The organism is Pantoea sp. KPR_PJ, assembly GCF_041386365.1.
Taxonomy (GTDB): domain Bacteria; phylum Pseudomonadota; class Gammaproteobacteria; order Enterobacterales; family Enterobacteriaceae; genus Pantoea.
Genome location: NZ_JABMIK010000005.1, coordinates 213,713 through 226,832, shown reverse-complemented (window position 1 = coordinate 226,832; position 13,120 = coordinate 213,713). Strand labels below are relative to the sequence as shown.

Genomic DNA, 13,120 nt, shown 5'->3' with positions numbered 1-13,120 from the left:
GGTGAGTGCAGGCTTATGTTTTTGTAGTAAGTTTGTTATCAGGTTATATCCTGACGGTGATAGAAGTGTGCGACTGCAATCATAAGTTGTCTAATTGATTGACTTAATGGTGCGATAGCCCCCGTTTATCGTGACGATAGCAAAACTGTGATGCTGTTCAAATTTTACTCGCTATTAACCCGATGATAACGGGAGTAACGGGCGTATCGGGTCAATACTTGCTCATTCTTCCTGGAAAGGGCGCACACCATGAAACAGCTTACCAGTCAGATCCATGCATTCGGCAAAGCCCTGATGATGCCGATATCGGTCATTGCCGCGGCAGGCATTTTCCTTGGTCTGGCCGCCGCCATGCAGAATCCGGCGATTACCGGTGAGGCCTTTGCTCAGATGCAGGTGCCGCAGCTGATTATCGGCTTTATCCGCAAAGTAGCGGGCGCGCTGTTCGCGAACCTGCCGGTGTTTTTTGCCGTTGCCAGCGCGATTGGTCTGGCAAAAGCGGAGAAGCCCACCGCGGCCTTTGCAGCTGTGATTGGTTATATCGGCATGAATGTTGGGATCAGCGCGACGCTGGCGGCTAAAGGACTGACGGCCGCTACCACGACGCCAGAGGCACTACAGCAGGCGGGAATGGATCAGACCACCGCAATGATGACCTCAGCGGAATATATCGAGATGCTGGGCATCTTCACCTATAACATGAGCGTGCTGGGCGGCGTGATTGCCGGGTTACTGACGGTGCTGCTGCATAACCGCTTCTATACGCAACAGCTGCCAACAGCCATCAGTTTTTTTGGTGGTCGCCGCTTTGTGCCTATTGTCACCATTGTCTTTTTGCCGCTGGTGGGCGTGCTGCTGGCGCTGCTCTGGCCGACGCTCGGTGCGGGTATCGCCTGGGTAGGGCAGATGATTGGTAAAAGCGGACAGTATGGCGCTTTTCTGCTCGGTACTGCGGAGCGTATCCTTATCCCGACCGGGCTGCACCATATCCTCAATGAAACGGTCCGCTTTACGCCGATCGGTGGGATTGCCACGGTTGATGGACAGACGCTGGTGGGCGCGCTCAATATCTTCAACGCTTCACTGACCCATCCCGGTTCAGTGCCTGACAGTGTGCTGCGCAACGCCACCCAGTTTCTGGCGCAGGGCAAAATTCCAGTAATGATGTTCGGCCTGCCTGCCGCCGCGCTGGCGATCTATCACACCGCGCGACCAGAGCATAAACAGCGCGTCAAGGCGCTGATGATGGCGGGTGCGCTGACCTCGTTTACCACCGGCATCACCGAACCGCTGGAGTTCTGCTTTATCTTTGTCTCACCGGTGCTCTACCTGCTGCATGCGCTGCTGACCGGACTCTCTTTTATGCTGATGTCGATGCTACACCTGATGATTGGCAACGTGCAGGGGGGCGTCATCGACCTGGTGGTATTTGGCGTGCTGGGCGGCAGCAAAACACACTGGTGGTGGACGCTGGCGCTGGGAGCCGTGTATGCGCCGCTCTACTACTACGCGTTTCGCTTTATTATTACGCGCATGAGTGTAGAGACGCCGGGACGCGAATCGGAAGAGGAAAAACCGCAGCAGGTGGCGGCCGATGAGCGCACAAAGGTCATTATCAGCGGGCTGGGCGGACAGGCCAATATTGAGGATGTTGACTGCTGCTTTACCCGTTTGCGCGTGCGGGTGAAAGATATGAAAGAGGTTGTCGATCAGACGCTGCTAACAACCGGGGCTAACGGCGTTAACCGCGTGAGCGATCATGATATCCAGGTAATCTACGGCCCACAGGTGGAAAAAATTGCCAACGAGGTGAAAACCGCGCTCGGCGTAGCCTGAGAAATTTACGTCTACACTTAACAGGACCGGAAGCGAACAAGGAGACGGAAATGTTTAAGCATAAAACGAACGAAGAACGCAAGCAGGAAGGCGATGTATGTAAAAGTGCGCCGGAGAGCACCCCTCACGTCCACAATGCCTATGAAGAAGACGATCATCCGGCTGCCGATGCGCCCGCTGAACACGGTGAGATCCCTCGCACCCGGGATGACCATAACGATGACAAAAACGATCCTTATGAGGATCGTGAAAAGAAATAAGTTGCTCTGATCCCCACCTTGCAAACCCGGTGAGGTGGGCATCCCGCGCTCAATCACGACTGAAGTAAAAACTGGCAAGAGCCAATCCCCTTACGTTCCAGCACCATAATTCTCTCCTGGCCATCAATAACGACGAAATACTGCTCTTTTAACTTGAGTCGTCTGGGGAAATTTTCATTCCCTTCATAGCGAACCGTTATCTTATTGCCAAAAATTTCTACGTCGGCACTGATATCAAACTGTGGAAGATACATTTTATTTTTCACGTGATTCTCCTTCTCAATATCCGGTTCCTGCTGTTTACCGGGGCAGCTCACCGTATAAAGTGTAACAGTAAACCGGAATCGCTGGGGGAGATACGCCGTGTCAGATCTCGCCTGATGAGTTAATGACTTTCTCCCTGAAGCCTGTTGTTTCACCCCACTGAATGAATGCCCGTTTCGTTTCGCAACCCTGGCATTTTGCTCTTGCCCTTCTGCAGAAGCGTGAGGGTCCCGTTATTCATTGCAATTGCGGTGACCCCCAGTGAGTTACTCCTGATAATTATTCGCCTCAGATAGCGTAATTAGGCACTCTGATTTTCAGTGATGCCTTTCTTTAAACAGCAGCAAGATCCTGTAAATGCGCATTTCTGCTGGCAAAGCGAGTATCTGTAAAAGAGGGCACGGTGAAATTACGCATATCATAAAAACGCGCAGGTGTTGAACTGTCATTTACAGAATGGGCGTTATAAAGCTACCGCAGATGTCACATCTCCTTACTCAGAAGAGATTAAGCCGACGAAACAGAAAGGTTCCAGCGAGCGAATACACAACAGGGTTTTCAGGGCCCGCGGAACTTTATTGTTGTTGATTGAGTTTAAGAGGCAGCCCATGAAAAAGTTAATTTTTATTAGCGCATTAGCGCTTACCGCATGCAGTGCCAACCATCTTGATGCCGGCGCACAACGTGTCAGAGTGACCACCGCCGATCCTCAGGGTAACTGTACCTTTCTGGGCACGGTAACCGGTGAGCAGGGCAATTTTTTCACGGGTGGATGGACCTCTAATGCCAATCTGGAAACGGGCGCACTCAATTCCCTGCGAAATCAAACGGCAAAACTTGGCGGAAATACGGTGTCTCTTATTACTAACCGGGCAGGCAATACCGGAGCCTGGGATGGTACAGGCGGAGGATCGCAAGAAACTAACGTCGTTATTACCGGCAGCGCCTGGCGTTGTGAATAGTTGCAGATGCTTAACGCCTGTTTCTTCACACCGTATCTGACTATGGCTGTTTAGCCTGAAGCCTGTGCGTCGAATGCCTGTTGTCAGTTACCGGTTCAAACTTCACTTTAAATTTCTGACTCGAGAGTGATGATGGAAAGGAAGATTCTGATTGTACTGATGATGCTTAGCCTCACCGGCTGCGTTGAATATAAATGGGTAAAAGACGGGGCCGATCCGCATCAGGAAGAAATAGCTGAAACGCAGTGTCGGGCACAGGCGCTGAAAGATCTACCGCCCGATAATGAGATAACGGATAAGTACACCTCTAAAGACAAGAAGACCCGGACGGTGGATACCAGCTACTCGACAAGCGATGCTAACGAAAGTAACCGGGAAATCCTGGTGAAAGATTGTATGTTCCAGAAAGGGTGGTCGCAGATTGAGGTGCAGAACTAATTAACCGGCGGGTATAAATCCCCACGGATAAGCCAGCCTTTTTCGCGCCGTTAATAAAAAAGCCCTGCGGTTAACACCCTGGGCCTTTTTATTGCGGTCAATCACAGAAATTCAAAAATCAACGTATTGTGTTTCACGGTATCTATCGTGAAAAGTTATTTTTTGGCTGTGAATTTTTTAGTAATCACTGTGGTTCCTATTGTCAGAGCAATGCCTCCAATAGTTTTAGCCAGCGACCCGGCGTTTTCGGCTAAGGATTTTGTGCACCCCGGACACAGTTCTTCATCGTATGTTTTACTGCCCTTAGCATAATCATCACAACCTGGCGTTCTGCAGGCATAAAGGATCCCATTGCAGGCAGGGCACTGACATTTATCTCGACGAACACTATTTTCTTCGATAATTACAGGGTTAATGACTGTGCGGCAGTGACCGCAAATTCCTTCGTGTTTGGTGGCCATAGCTATTCCTCGCTGGGGTTGTATAGCGCAGTTATCGGCACGAAACGCATGTTGTTTAATCAAAATTATTTATGGTTTCGCTCTGGCGAGTTTTCTCTCTTTTCGTCCCTGCCAGTCACTGCATATCTCGGTTAAACGACCTGTGGCAGAGGTCGTTTTTTTCCATAAAAATCCGCACAGGGTCAATTCTTTAACCTCAGGCAGGCAAATGACACCCTTATCAGGCTTCAGACACGCCAGCTTGATGTTGCTGCGCTCGAGGCGAAATACACCAGGGGACTGACCGATGCTGAGGCAGCTGTCGATCGGTAACATGATAACGTTGCCTCTGATAAGCGCCGACAAGAGCTCAATACGACCTGTCCGAAGCAATCCTCTATCCGTGCCAGCAATGTGGTCTGATGTATGCAACCCATAACTCACAGCAGGTGTTAAGCAGAATTACTGGCGTATCAGAAATGGGATTTCGAACGTCACCGGGCTGGAAAGCTGTTTGCAAGACGGTATTAACCCAATGTGTCTGAAGCAGGAAATGCATTAATGGGTCGGGATAAACTGGAGAGGCTATAACGGCATGAAGCATCAGCCACTGGCATGGTTATTTAGTGTACCTCCTTATGATTTCAGGTATCCGATCAGACGAACGACCCTGCAAACCGCTATTGCAGCGGTTCTGAGACATTGCGCGTATTGGTCATTAAACGTCGTGCCTGTAAATGCAGCTGGTGAATAAATACACTGCAGCGCCTCACTCTTTAGTGCCATCTTTTATTGATAATATGTTAAAGTTGCCCCATCACCTGAGAGGCAACATAATGAAATTTGACAAACAAGATTCTCTGATAAGATTTAAAGGAAAACCCAACGCTGTATTAAATATTTCCTTCATTGCTTATGCGCTGATGATACTCTGCGGGGCTGTTCTGCTTGCTATTGCCGGTCAAAACCATGCGCGGGAGAAAGTGTATTTCTATGTGGATTTCTGCACCGCGGTAATGCTTGCGTATTTTTTAGTAAAATCGTTTCGCACTCAACCTATTGAAAAACATGTTACTGTTTTTCGGGCAGGTATTTTTCTCCTTTTTAATGCAGTATCAATGGTTTTATTGTTTGCATTAGAAATACTGTCTTTTGATTGTGCCATTCTGCTTTCTTCCTTGCTTTTCGTTCTGGGCATGACATCAATAATACTTTCCTTTAATCATTTCATCAAATATATCAACACCAGCTATAAGTCAGCCATAGATTTGGCTTTGAGCGATGAATTGACAGGCCTTCCAAACAGGAGGCATCTGAATCTCATAGTTAGAGAGTTTGATAAAAGACCTGGCCATGTTTGTATCATGGATATAGACCATTTTAAGCGTATAAACGATACGTTTGGTCATGAGCTGGGCGATAAGGTTTTAACATCAGTGGGTATTATCCTGAATGAATTCATTGATGAAAACGTGTTTATAGCACGTTCTGGTGGAGAAGAGTTTTGTATCGTTATGTCGGATTCTGTTGACAGAAAAAGAGTTGTTGAAGAAATCAAGCATGCCATCTCTTTCCGTTATAACAACGATGTCAGGATTACGGTAAGTGCCGGTGTGGCTACCAAACGCAGAAATGAAAACTTTACATCAGCGATGATTGATGCAGATGAGGCTCTGTATCAGGCCAAATCTTCAGGGCGTGATTGTGTCATTTTTGTCAGCGACAAGGAACGTTTCTGAGCAAAGTAATTAATTCAGGTTTGGGTGAATGAAAACTGAATCGCCACGGGTTTAACAGACACCTCAGAGTCATGTCAGATGGCCTGAAGAGAGGTGCCCATGAGTGGCAAGCGTTATCCCGAAGAATCCAAAATCGAAGCAGTCAAACAGGTTAAGGAAGTAATCGTGAGAAAAGTGAAAGTTGTTGCAAGCCATGTTGCGAATTCTTCTGAAGAGATGTGGTTCATCGTCGATTTTGATGACAACAATCATATCTTGACTGGAACCGATGAATTCGGCTTGGGCAGTGTCTGGTGGCAGCGGTGGGAAAATTTTAAATTAGATGAGTACTCAGATTCACAAGCGATGATGGTTTGGCATAAACCTGAGTATGCCAGGGACCGCGGCACACTGGATATTCTGAACAGACGACTGGCAACGGGTGAACTTATCCGATATGTGGATGGTGGTGAGCATTATATGTATCGAATAATCAGCATTGAACCCTTAAATACCGAAGTTGAATATACGAGTGAGATCGCTTGACTGCGGGTTTCTTGCTGCCTGTTGCGCTCCATCCCGGCCAGGATTTATCCCACTGTGACTTATGAGGACAGGGATATGAAAAAACTGATTTTGGGCGCAGTGGCTGCGGTATTGCCTGACGGCTGCGTTTATACCAGCACTAACTTTAGTGAGTCAAAACTGGCTAATGTGCAGAAGGGCGTTGCAGCCAAACAGAAGGTGATTTCCTGTTCTGGAAAGCCCTCGACGACAACCTTTGATTCTGATGGCAACGAGATGCTGATGTGGACCTGTAATACTGGCGGGGCTTTTGGTGTGGATGCCAGGGGGCTGACAGTTAACACACATGACGGAAAGGTTGAATCTTACGCCGTCAGCAAATCGAAAATTTAAATGCTCTACTGAGCGTACAACCTCGCTCAGGCGAGGTTTATTTATGCCAGGAGAAGTAGATGGCTGAGAAAGCAGGCGAGATTAATTACAATGTCAATCTCGACACCGCACAGAGGATTGCTGCACATCAGAAAGCCCGGCAGGAACTTGATAATCTTGGCAATCAACGCCTGAGTAAATACTGAAGAGGATCAGGGGTTATCATTTTTGTCTTCACGTTGACAAGATTATGGCGCTACCTGAAGATCACTACAGTAAGCAGCCATTTTTTATTTAGTACACTGGTTAGTACGTTTTTTTATTTTACACACAAAGAGTCACTTTAAGTTATTGACAGGTAAACAAAATAGACATCAAACAGCTCATCTACCTTTGCAATCTTGAACGCGAGCGTCACTTTGGCCGCGCGGCGGAAGCCAGTTTTGTCAGCCAGCCCACATTATCGATGCGCCTGAAAAATCTTGAGCGTGAACTCGGCCTGTCCCTGATCAACCGCAGCAATAACTTTGTCGGCTTTACGCCGGAAGGCGACCGCGTGCTGGCATGGGCGCGTGAGATCGTATCGGTATATCAGGGGTTAAAGCTGGAGGTCGAGTCGCTAAAGCACGGCGTCAACGGCACGCTGCGCATTGGCGTGATGCCACAGTGCAGCGTTGCGCTGCCACAGCTGTTAAAAAGGGTGCAAAGCCGCTATCCGCAACTTAATTACCGTATCGCTGCACTCAGTGCCGATCAGTTGCTGGAGGCCCTGAACAGCCACACGGTAGACGTCGGGATTGGATTTTTTGAGCTGGCGACGCTGCGTGAACTGCATTTTCAGACCGCGTTTCTGCCTGAGCGCGGCGTAGAGGCAATATTCGATCCTCTGCAGTTTCCTGAGCTGGTGAGTGATGAACCTTTTACGCTGCAACAGCTCGCCGCGCTTCCGCTCTGTTTGTCGGAGCCCACACGCTACTTCCGCCGCTATCTGGATATGGCCTTTCGCGAAGCAGCGCTGTCACCGCAGGTGATGGTAGAGAGTGCGGCCATTCTGGAGCTGGTGCAGAGCGCGCAGGCAGGACTGGGCGTACTGGTATCGCCCGTCGGCCACCTTGTACCTTCCATGCTGAAGGGGATGGCACAGCGGCGAATTGAGATTACCCCTATGGCGCGACAGGCGGCGCTGGTCATTGCCGAACCCGGCCGCGCCACGCCGCTGTCGCAGCACTTCTTTGACGAGGCGCGCAGTCACCTTGAAGGTGATGCCGCTTCCCCCAGGGCATAAAAGAGTCGGCTATTCCAGTTACCGATTGCTACAGCCTGAACCAACGCAAATACGGCTCCCGGCGTCCAGCCTTCAGTCACCAGCGGCTGCAAATGGGCGGCGCTGAAGCGCTCCGGTGAACGGGTCAGTTGTGCCGCCAGTGCGACGACCCGTGCTTCGACAGAGGCCTCAGCCGCAGCGTCATCTACCGATTGCAGCAGCCTGTCGCGCACCTCAGCCGGAAAAAAGTGAAATGCCCAGCGGCTTCCCAGTACGCGCGCGCAGGTCGCCTCGGCCAGCGGCAGTAAGGGCGCAGGGGTAATGCGCTGACGTAATGTTTGCCAGCCGTAAAGCGCAGAGGCATCGTGCGCCAGCAGCCATACTGCATCGGTCAGGTCAGGGCGCGGCTGACAAAAAGTAATGGCCGCCAGCTGCTCGGCGCTGGCGTAGCGCAGCTCCAGTGGACTGACGCCTGGCGTCCAGGCTGGCTTTCCCACAAAACCGTCGCAGCTGGCATCGGGCGGCGGAGTGATGCCCGGCAGCCAGCGTACCGGCAATGCCATCAGCGCCTGTAAGCCAGCCACAATGCGCGCCTGATAACTGACAAAGCCAACAATCTGGTTTAGCGTCACGATATCCGGCTCGGTAAGGCCGACCACATCGAGAGCCTTAAGTGCCGCGGCGTTGATCAGCTCCGGCTGCATCGCCAGCTGACGAGCATACTGCGTCAGCTGGGTCAGACGATTATTACTCTCACGCGACGAATCGGGGCCGGGCAGGGGATTGAGACGTGCCGAATAGTGATTGCACAGCCGCTGCACGCCAGCCACCTGGGCAACGGTAAGCGCGGTGCTGAGACGGTCATACAGCGTCAGCGTGTGGGTCAGCGTCGCCGTCACGCGATCGGGGAACAGCAGCTGACAGAGATCTCGCGATGCCAGCAGCAGCGGCTGGCTGGCCTGCAACAGCGGCTGTAGCGAAACAGCCTCCTGCTGAAGACCAAGCAGAAAACGGTCGTTGATAAGCGCAGCTTCGGGAACCAGCGGTTCAGCCTGTGTAGTATGCGGGCTGGTCTGGCTCTCGTAAAACCAGTGGTTATGGCCGGGATAGCGGCGTTGTTCCATGGTTATTCCTTTTGCAAATAACTGGCACGTCGCGCATGGCCTAAATCCGAAACCAGGACGCGCGCCCGGGGGCTGGCTTATCGTCGCCTGACTGCCGTGAAGAGCAAAAGACTGATCGGTGATAATTAATAGCGAGAAGCTATAAGGCGGGGAAAGTGAGCAGAAAAGGAAAGGGCGAGCCAGGCTCGCCCCTGTACTTATTTCAGTTCCAGTTCGTTCATGGCAGCGATGCTGAAGCCGCCGTCAACGTGAACGATCTCACCGGTGATACCACCTGCGAGGTCAGAACAGAGGAACGCGGCTGAGTTACCAACGTCTTCGATGGTAACGGTACGACGAATCGGGGTAACCGCTTCACAGTGCGCCAGCATCTTACGGAAATCTTTGATGCCTGACGCGGCCAGGGTACGGATCGGACCCGCTGAGACGGCGTTAACGCGTACGCCTTCCGGCCCCATTGCATTCGCCATGTAACGCACGTTTGCTTCCAGCGACGCTTTCGCCAGACCCATAACGTTGTAGTTCGGGATCGCGCGCTCTGCACCCAGATAGGAGAGCGTCAGCAGGGCAGAGTTCGGGTTCAGCATCTCGCGGCACTCTTTCGCCATCGCCACAAAGCTGTAGGCGCTGATGTCGTGCGCAATTTTGAAGCCTTCACGGGTAACGGCGTTCACATAGTCGCCATCCAGCTGGTCGCCCGGGGCAAAGCCGATGGAGTGAACAAAACCGTCAAATTTTGGCCAGGTTTTTGCCAGCTCAGTAAACAGCGATTTGATGCTCTCGTCTTCGGCCACATCACACGGCAGAACAATGTCTGAACCCAGTTCTTTAGCAAACTCTTCCACACGACCTTTCAGTTTGTCGTTCTGGTAGGTGAAAGCCAGTTCTGCGCCCTGCTTGTGCATCGCCTGCGCAATTCCGTAGGCAATAGAGAGTTTACTGGCAACGCCAGTAATCAGAATGCGCTTACCGGAAAGAAAACCCATAGCTGTAATCCTTATGGTCATTGTTGTTGGCGGTCGCGCTGGTTAAAAAAGAAGCGACCGACGTTAATCGACGTGCGGATTCTAGCACGTCTCAGGCAAATGAGGTAAACCAACCTGTTTTAGCGAGTACGCCGCCAGGCTTCAGCGGTCAGCGCCTCACCAAAATGGCTGGAAATCAGTCGCTTAGTCAGTTCATGCAGCGGTGAAGCGAGTACGTCCGCCGTACCGCCGCGCTCAACCACTTCACCCTGATGCATGACCAGCACCTGGTCGCTGATATGCTTCATCATGCCGAGATGCTGCGTCACGTAAATATAGGTGATGCCGTGCTGTTCCTGCAGTTCGAGCATCAGGTTGACCAGCTGAGAGCGCATGGTCATATCGAGCGAGGCAAGCGCTTCATCGGCAATAATCACTTTCGGTTGCAGGATCAGCGCGCGCGCCAGGCCCAGGCGCTGTTTCTGTCCCGGTGCCAGCATATGCGGATAGTAACCGGCGTGATCGCGCAGTAGCCCAACCTGGCGCAGGGTGGCAATAATTCGCTTTTCGCGCGCCTCGGCATCGAGATCGCTGTTCAGTCGCAGCGGCAGATCAAGAATCTGGCTAACGCGCTGACGTGGATTCAGGGAGGTCGACGGATCCTGAAAAATCATGCGGATACGCTGGCTGCGATAGCCATAGTCACCAAATTCCAGCGGATGATCGTTGATCAGAATCTCTCCTTCGCTCGGTGCCACCATGCCGCTCAGCATCTTGGCCAGCGTCGATTTGCCGGAGCCGTTTTCACCGATAATGGCCAGCGTCTGCTTTTCGCGCAGGGTAAAGCTCACTGACTTGACCGCCTCAACGTGCTGGCGGCGGAACAACCCGGTGCGATAGCGGAAGGTTTTGCTCAGATTGCGCACTTCAAGCAGCGTTTCCATTACTGCTCCTCCATATTAAGTGGAAAGTGGCAGGCGAAGAGGTGCGTTTTGCTGCCAGTAAGGCGCGGCGTTTCAACACATTTACGCTGTGCGTAGGGGCAACGAGGACCAAGCCGACAGCCGATGGGCAAACTCTCCAGCGACGGAATCGCGCCAGAGAGGGTGTTCAGACGGCTTTTATGCGGCAGTGAGCGGCCAAAATCGGGCATTGCGCGGATCAGCGCCTGGGTGTAGGGGTGGTGGGGCGTGGTCATCAGATCGTCGCTGCCCGCTGTTTCTACTGTCTGACCGCAGTACATCACGTTAATGCGATCGGCCCACTGGCTCATGGTGCGTAAATCGTGACTGATCAGCAAAATGGTGGTGTTGTTATTCTGGTTGAGGCGGCTCAGCAGGCGGAAAATCTGCGCCTGCGTAGTCGGCTCCATGGCATTGGTTGGCTCGTCGGCGATCAGCAGGCGCGGCTGATTCGCCAGCGCGATCGCGATCATCACTTTCTGGCATTCGCCTTCGGTCAGCTCATAGGGAAAGCTGCGCATAATATCTTTATGATCTTTGATGCCGACGCGGTGCAGCAGCTCAATAGCACGGGTCTTGCGCCAGAACCAGAAGCGGCCCATCCATGTGCCTTTATAGGTCCAGCGCGGAATTGCCTGCATGAGCTGGCGGCCGATGCGCTCTGACGGATCGAGACAGGATTGCGGCTCCTGAAAAATCATCGAAACGTTGCGTCCGATAATGCGGCGGCGCTCGCGTGGCGACAGGCGTAACAGGTCGATATCGTCGAACACCATACGATCGGCGGTGACGCGCCAGTTATCTTTGGTCACGCCGCAAATTGCTTTTGCCACCAGACTCTTGCCGGAACCGGATTCGCCAACCAGGCCACGCACCTCACCTTCCATCAGCGTCAGGTTTACGCGGTCAACCGCTTTGACCGGGCCATCGGCGGTCATAAATTCAATGGTCAGATTACGAATATCGAGTAAGGGCATTATTCCACTCCCGCTTCCACGGCACGGCGAATGCCGTCACCCAGCAGGTTAACAATGAGGACGCTGATCATCAGCGCTACGCCAGGCAGCATGACGGTCCAGGGCGCGACATAAACCAGCTCCAGAGAGTCGCCGAGCATCGCGCCCCATTCCGGCGAGGGAAGCTGCGCGCCAAGATCGAGAAAACCCAGTGCCGCAATGTCCAGAATCGCCATCGACAGCGAGCGGGTCACTTCGCTAATCAGCATCGGCAGCACATTGGGCAGAATAGCATGCCGCAAAATATCGACATTGCTGGCACCGTCAAGGCGTGCGGCCACCACGTACTCTTTTTCCAGTTCGTCGTGCACCGCACTGTAAATGGCGCGCACCAGGCGCGGTAACAGCGCCAGCCAGACCGCCAGTAACGCATGCTCCAGACGCGGGCCAAGAAACGCCACCACGATAATCGCCAGCAGCAGCGAGGGAATGGAGAGCAGCGTATCCAGAATATGGTTCATGATGGCTGACCGCAGGCCACGCGTAATACCCGCCAGCACGCCGAGCACCAGCCCACACAGGGTAGCAAACAGCGTGACCAGAATAGCGGATCCAACCGTAGGGGCCACGCCGCTCAGCAGGCGACTGAGCAGGTCGCGACCAAGATCGTCTGTCCCCAGGAAAAAAGAGACGTCGCCGTAGCGTGACCAGGAGGGCGGCAGTAGCTGGTAGCCCAGGAACTGTTGATCGATGCCGTAGGGAGCCAGTAATCCGCCAAACAGGCAGAGAAACAGCAGAGCGGCGAAACCATAAAGCCCAATCATGGCGGTGGTGTTGCGATAAAAATGGTGCCAGCTGCGGCGAAATGCACCGGGCAGCCGCTTTTCGGCATAGACATTATCGTAGGGCATGGGCAATCGCCTGGTAGTGGCTTAAGGGATAAATTAACGTACTGAAAAGTATAACCATAAACATGCATTGCCCTGAATTATGCTTTATCACGCTGGACGTGATAAGGGTGAATGGCATCAACC

At 52.3% G+C, this 13,120-nt stretch carries 17 protein-coding genes; 10 read left to right on the top strand and 7 right to left on the bottom strand.

From position 1 onward, the window contains the following. Positions 1-249 precede the first annotated feature (249 nt). Complete coding sequence (locus HP564_RS13260) at positions 250-1,836, top strand: PTS transporter subunit EIIC (protein WP_371243747.1); 1,587 nt, start codon at positions 250-252, stop codon at positions 1,834-1,836. Positions 1,837-1,886: 50 nt separating this feature from the next. Continuing rightward, positions 1,887-2,096: a hypothetical protein gene (locus tag HP564_RS13255; protein WP_371243746.1), complete on the top strand. Its 210-nt coding sequence runs from the start codon at positions 1,887-1,889 to the stop codon at positions 2,094-2,096. A gap of 53 nt (positions 2,097-2,149) precedes the next feature. Here the strand turns inward: HP564_RS13255 and HP564_RS13250 are convergent, their stop codons facing one another. Then, on the bottom strand, positions 2,150-2,362 hold the full coding sequence (locus tag HP564_RS13250; protein WP_371243744.1) for a hypothetical protein: 213 nt from the start codon (positions 2,360-2,362) through the stop codon (positions 2,150-2,152). 606 nt (positions 2,363-2,968) lie between these two features. Here HP564_RS13250 and HP564_RS13245 point away from each other — a divergent pair. Then, positions 2,969-3,322 carry a DUF4156 domain-containing protein gene (locus HP564_RS13245; RefSeq protein ID WP_371243742.1) on the top strand — a complete coding sequence of 118 codons (354 nt, stop codon included), beginning with the start codon at positions 2,969-2,971 and terminating at the stop codon, positions 3,320-3,322. 132 nt (positions 3,323-3,454) lie between these two features. Then, complete coding sequence (locus HP564_RS13240) at positions 3,455-3,760, top strand: hypothetical protein (RefSeq protein ID WP_371243740.1); 306 nt, start codon at positions 3,455-3,457, stop codon at positions 3,758-3,760. Between the two features lie 155 nt (positions 3,761-3,915). Here the strand turns inward: HP564_RS13240 and HP564_RS13235 are convergent, their stop codons facing one another. Further along, the gene (locus tag HP564_RS13235; RefSeq protein WP_371243738.1) at positions 3,916-4,221 is read right to left on the bottom strand and encodes a hypothetical protein; all 306 of its coding nucleotides are present in this window, start codon (positions 4,219-4,221) and stop codon (positions 3,916-3,918) included. Between the two features lie 219 nt (positions 4,222-4,440). On the opposite strand from HP564_RS13235, the gene HP564_RS13230 reads away from it, so the two are divergent. The 6 genes from HP564_RS13230 to HP564_RS13205 all read left to right on the top strand — a co-directional run bounded on the left by HP564_RS13230 (position 4,441) and on the right by HP564_RS13205 (position 8,100). After that, the gene (locus HP564_RS13230; RefSeq protein ID WP_371243848.1) at positions 4,441-4,533 is read left to right on the top strand and encodes a hypothetical protein; all 93 of its coding nucleotides are present in this window, start codon (positions 4,441-4,443) and stop codon (positions 4,531-4,533) included. Between the two features lie 503 nt (positions 4,534-5,036). Further along, a complete protein-coding gene (locus HP564_RS13225) occupies positions 5,037-5,939 on the top strand; it encodes a GGDEF domain-containing protein (protein WP_371243737.1) in 903 nt (300 codons plus the stop codon). Positions 5,940-6,038: 99 nt separating this feature from the next. Beyond that, the gene (locus tag HP564_RS13220) at positions 6,039-6,464 is read left to right on the top strand and encodes a hypothetical protein (RefSeq protein WP_371243735.1); all 426 of its coding nucleotides are present in this window, start codon (positions 6,039-6,041) and stop codon (positions 6,462-6,464) included. A 75-nt stretch (positions 6,465-6,539) separates the two neighbouring features. Next, positions 6,540-6,836 carry a hypothetical protein gene (locus HP564_RS13215; protein WP_371243733.1) on the top strand — a complete coding sequence of 99 codons (297 nt, stop codon included), beginning with the start codon at positions 6,540-6,542 and terminating at the stop codon, positions 6,834-6,836. A 59-nt stretch (positions 6,837-6,895) separates the two neighbouring features. Next, positions 6,896-7,021 (top strand): hypothetical protein, encoded by a 126-nt coding sequence (locus tag HP564_RS13210; RefSeq protein ID WP_371243731.1) that lies wholly within the window; start codon positions 6,896-6,898, stop codon positions 7,019-7,021. A 161-nt stretch (positions 7,022-7,182) separates the two neighbouring features. Next, positions 7,183-8,100: a LysR family transcriptional regulator gene (locus HP564_RS13205; protein WP_371243846.1), complete on the top strand. Its 918-nt coding sequence runs from the start codon at positions 7,183-7,185 to the stop codon at positions 8,098-8,100. Here HP564_RS13205 and HP564_RS13200 read toward each other — a convergent pair. The 5 genes from HP564_RS13200 to sapC form a co-directional block, all read right to left on the bottom strand. Then, positions 8,064-9,203, bottom strand: a complete 1,140-nt coding sequence (locus tag HP564_RS13200; protein WP_371243729.1) for a CMD domain-containing protein — start codon at positions 9,201-9,203, stop codon at positions 8,064-8,066. The genes HP564_RS13205 and HP564_RS13200 overlap by 37 nt on opposite strands. A 197-nt stretch (positions 9,204-9,400) precedes the next feature. After that, positions 9,401-10,189, bottom strand: coding sequence for an enoyl-ACP reductase FabI (gene fabI, locus HP564_RS13195; protein WP_103795930.1), 789 nt, complete (start codon positions 10,187-10,189; stop codon positions 9,401-9,403). A 119-nt stretch (positions 10,190-10,308) separates the two neighbouring features. Continuing rightward, on the bottom strand, positions 10,309-11,112 hold the full coding sequence (gene sapF, locus HP564_RS13190) for a putrescine export ABC transporter ATP-binding protein SapF (protein ID WP_371243726.1): 804 nt from the start codon (positions 11,110-11,112) through the stop codon (positions 10,309-10,311). Further along, a complete protein-coding gene (sapD, locus tag HP564_RS13185; protein ID WP_371243725.1) occupies positions 11,112-12,107 on the bottom strand; it encodes a putrescine export ABC transporter ATP-binding protein SapD in 996 nt (331 codons plus the stop codon). The genes sapF and sapD overlap by 1 nt, the downstream gene beginning before the upstream one ends. Beyond that, positions 12,107-12,997 carry a putrescine export ABC transporter permease SapC gene (sapC, locus tag HP564_RS13180; protein ID WP_371243724.1) on the bottom strand — a complete coding sequence of 297 codons (891 nt, stop codon included), beginning with the start codon at positions 12,995-12,997 and terminating at the stop codon, positions 12,107-12,109. The genes sapD and sapC overlap by 1 nt, the downstream gene beginning before the upstream one ends. Positions 12,998-13,120: the final 123 nt, after the last annotated feature.

Excerpts from the sequence above, each read along its gene's own strand:
- HP564_RS13240 (WP_371243740.1), top strand. The coding sequence starts at position 3,455 with ATGGAAAGGAAGATTCTGATTGTACTGATGATGCTTAGCCTCACCGGC.
- fabI (WP_103795930.1), bottom strand. The coding sequence starts at position 10,189 with ATGGGTTTTCTTTCCGGTAAGCGCATTCTGATTACTGGCGTTGCCAGT.
- sapF (WP_371243726.1), bottom strand. The coding sequence starts at position 11,112 with ATGGAAACGCTGCTTGAAGTGCGCAATCTGAGCAAAACCTTCCGCTAT.
- sapD (WP_371243725.1), bottom strand. The coding sequence starts at position 12,107 with ATGCCCTTACTCGATATTCGTAATCTGACCATTGAATTTATGACCGCC.
- HP564_RS13220 (WP_371243735.1), top strand. The coding sequence starts at position 6,039 with ATGAGTGGCAAGCGTTATCCCGAAGAATCCAAAATCGAAGCAGTCAAA.
- HP564_RS13215 (WP_371243733.1), top strand. The coding sequence starts at position 6,540 with ATGAAAAAACTGATTTTGGGCGCAGTGGCTGCGGTATTGCCTGACGGC.
- HP564_RS13260 (WP_371243747.1), top strand. The coding sequence starts at position 250 with ATGAAACAGCTTACCAGTCAGATCCATGCATTCGGCAAAGCCCTGATG.
- HP564_RS13255 (WP_371243746.1), top strand. The coding sequence starts at position 1,887 with ATGTTTAAGCATAAAACGAACGAAGAACGCAAGCAGGAAGGCGATGTA.
- sapC (WP_371243724.1), bottom strand. The coding sequence starts at position 12,997 with ATGCCCTACGATAATGTCTATGCCGAAAAGCGGCTGCCCGGTGCATTT.
- HP564_RS13210 (WP_371243731.1), top strand. The coding sequence starts at position 6,896 with ATGGCTGAGAAAGCAGGCGAGATTAATTACAATGTCAATCTCGACACC.
- HP564_RS13225 (WP_371243737.1), top strand. The coding sequence starts at position 5,037 with ATGAAATTTGACAAACAAGATTCTCTGATAAGATTTAAAGGAAAACCC.
- HP564_RS13235 (WP_371243738.1), bottom strand. The coding sequence starts at position 4,221 with ATGGCCACCAAACACGAAGGAATTTGCGGTCACTGCCGCACAGTCATT.
- HP564_RS13245 (WP_371243742.1), top strand. The coding sequence starts at position 2,969 with ATGAAAAAGTTAATTTTTATTAGCGCATTAGCGCTTACCGCATGCAGT.
- HP564_RS13200 (WP_371243729.1), bottom strand. The coding sequence starts at position 9,203 with ATGGAACAACGCCGCTATCCCGGCCATAACCACTGGTTTTACGAGAGC.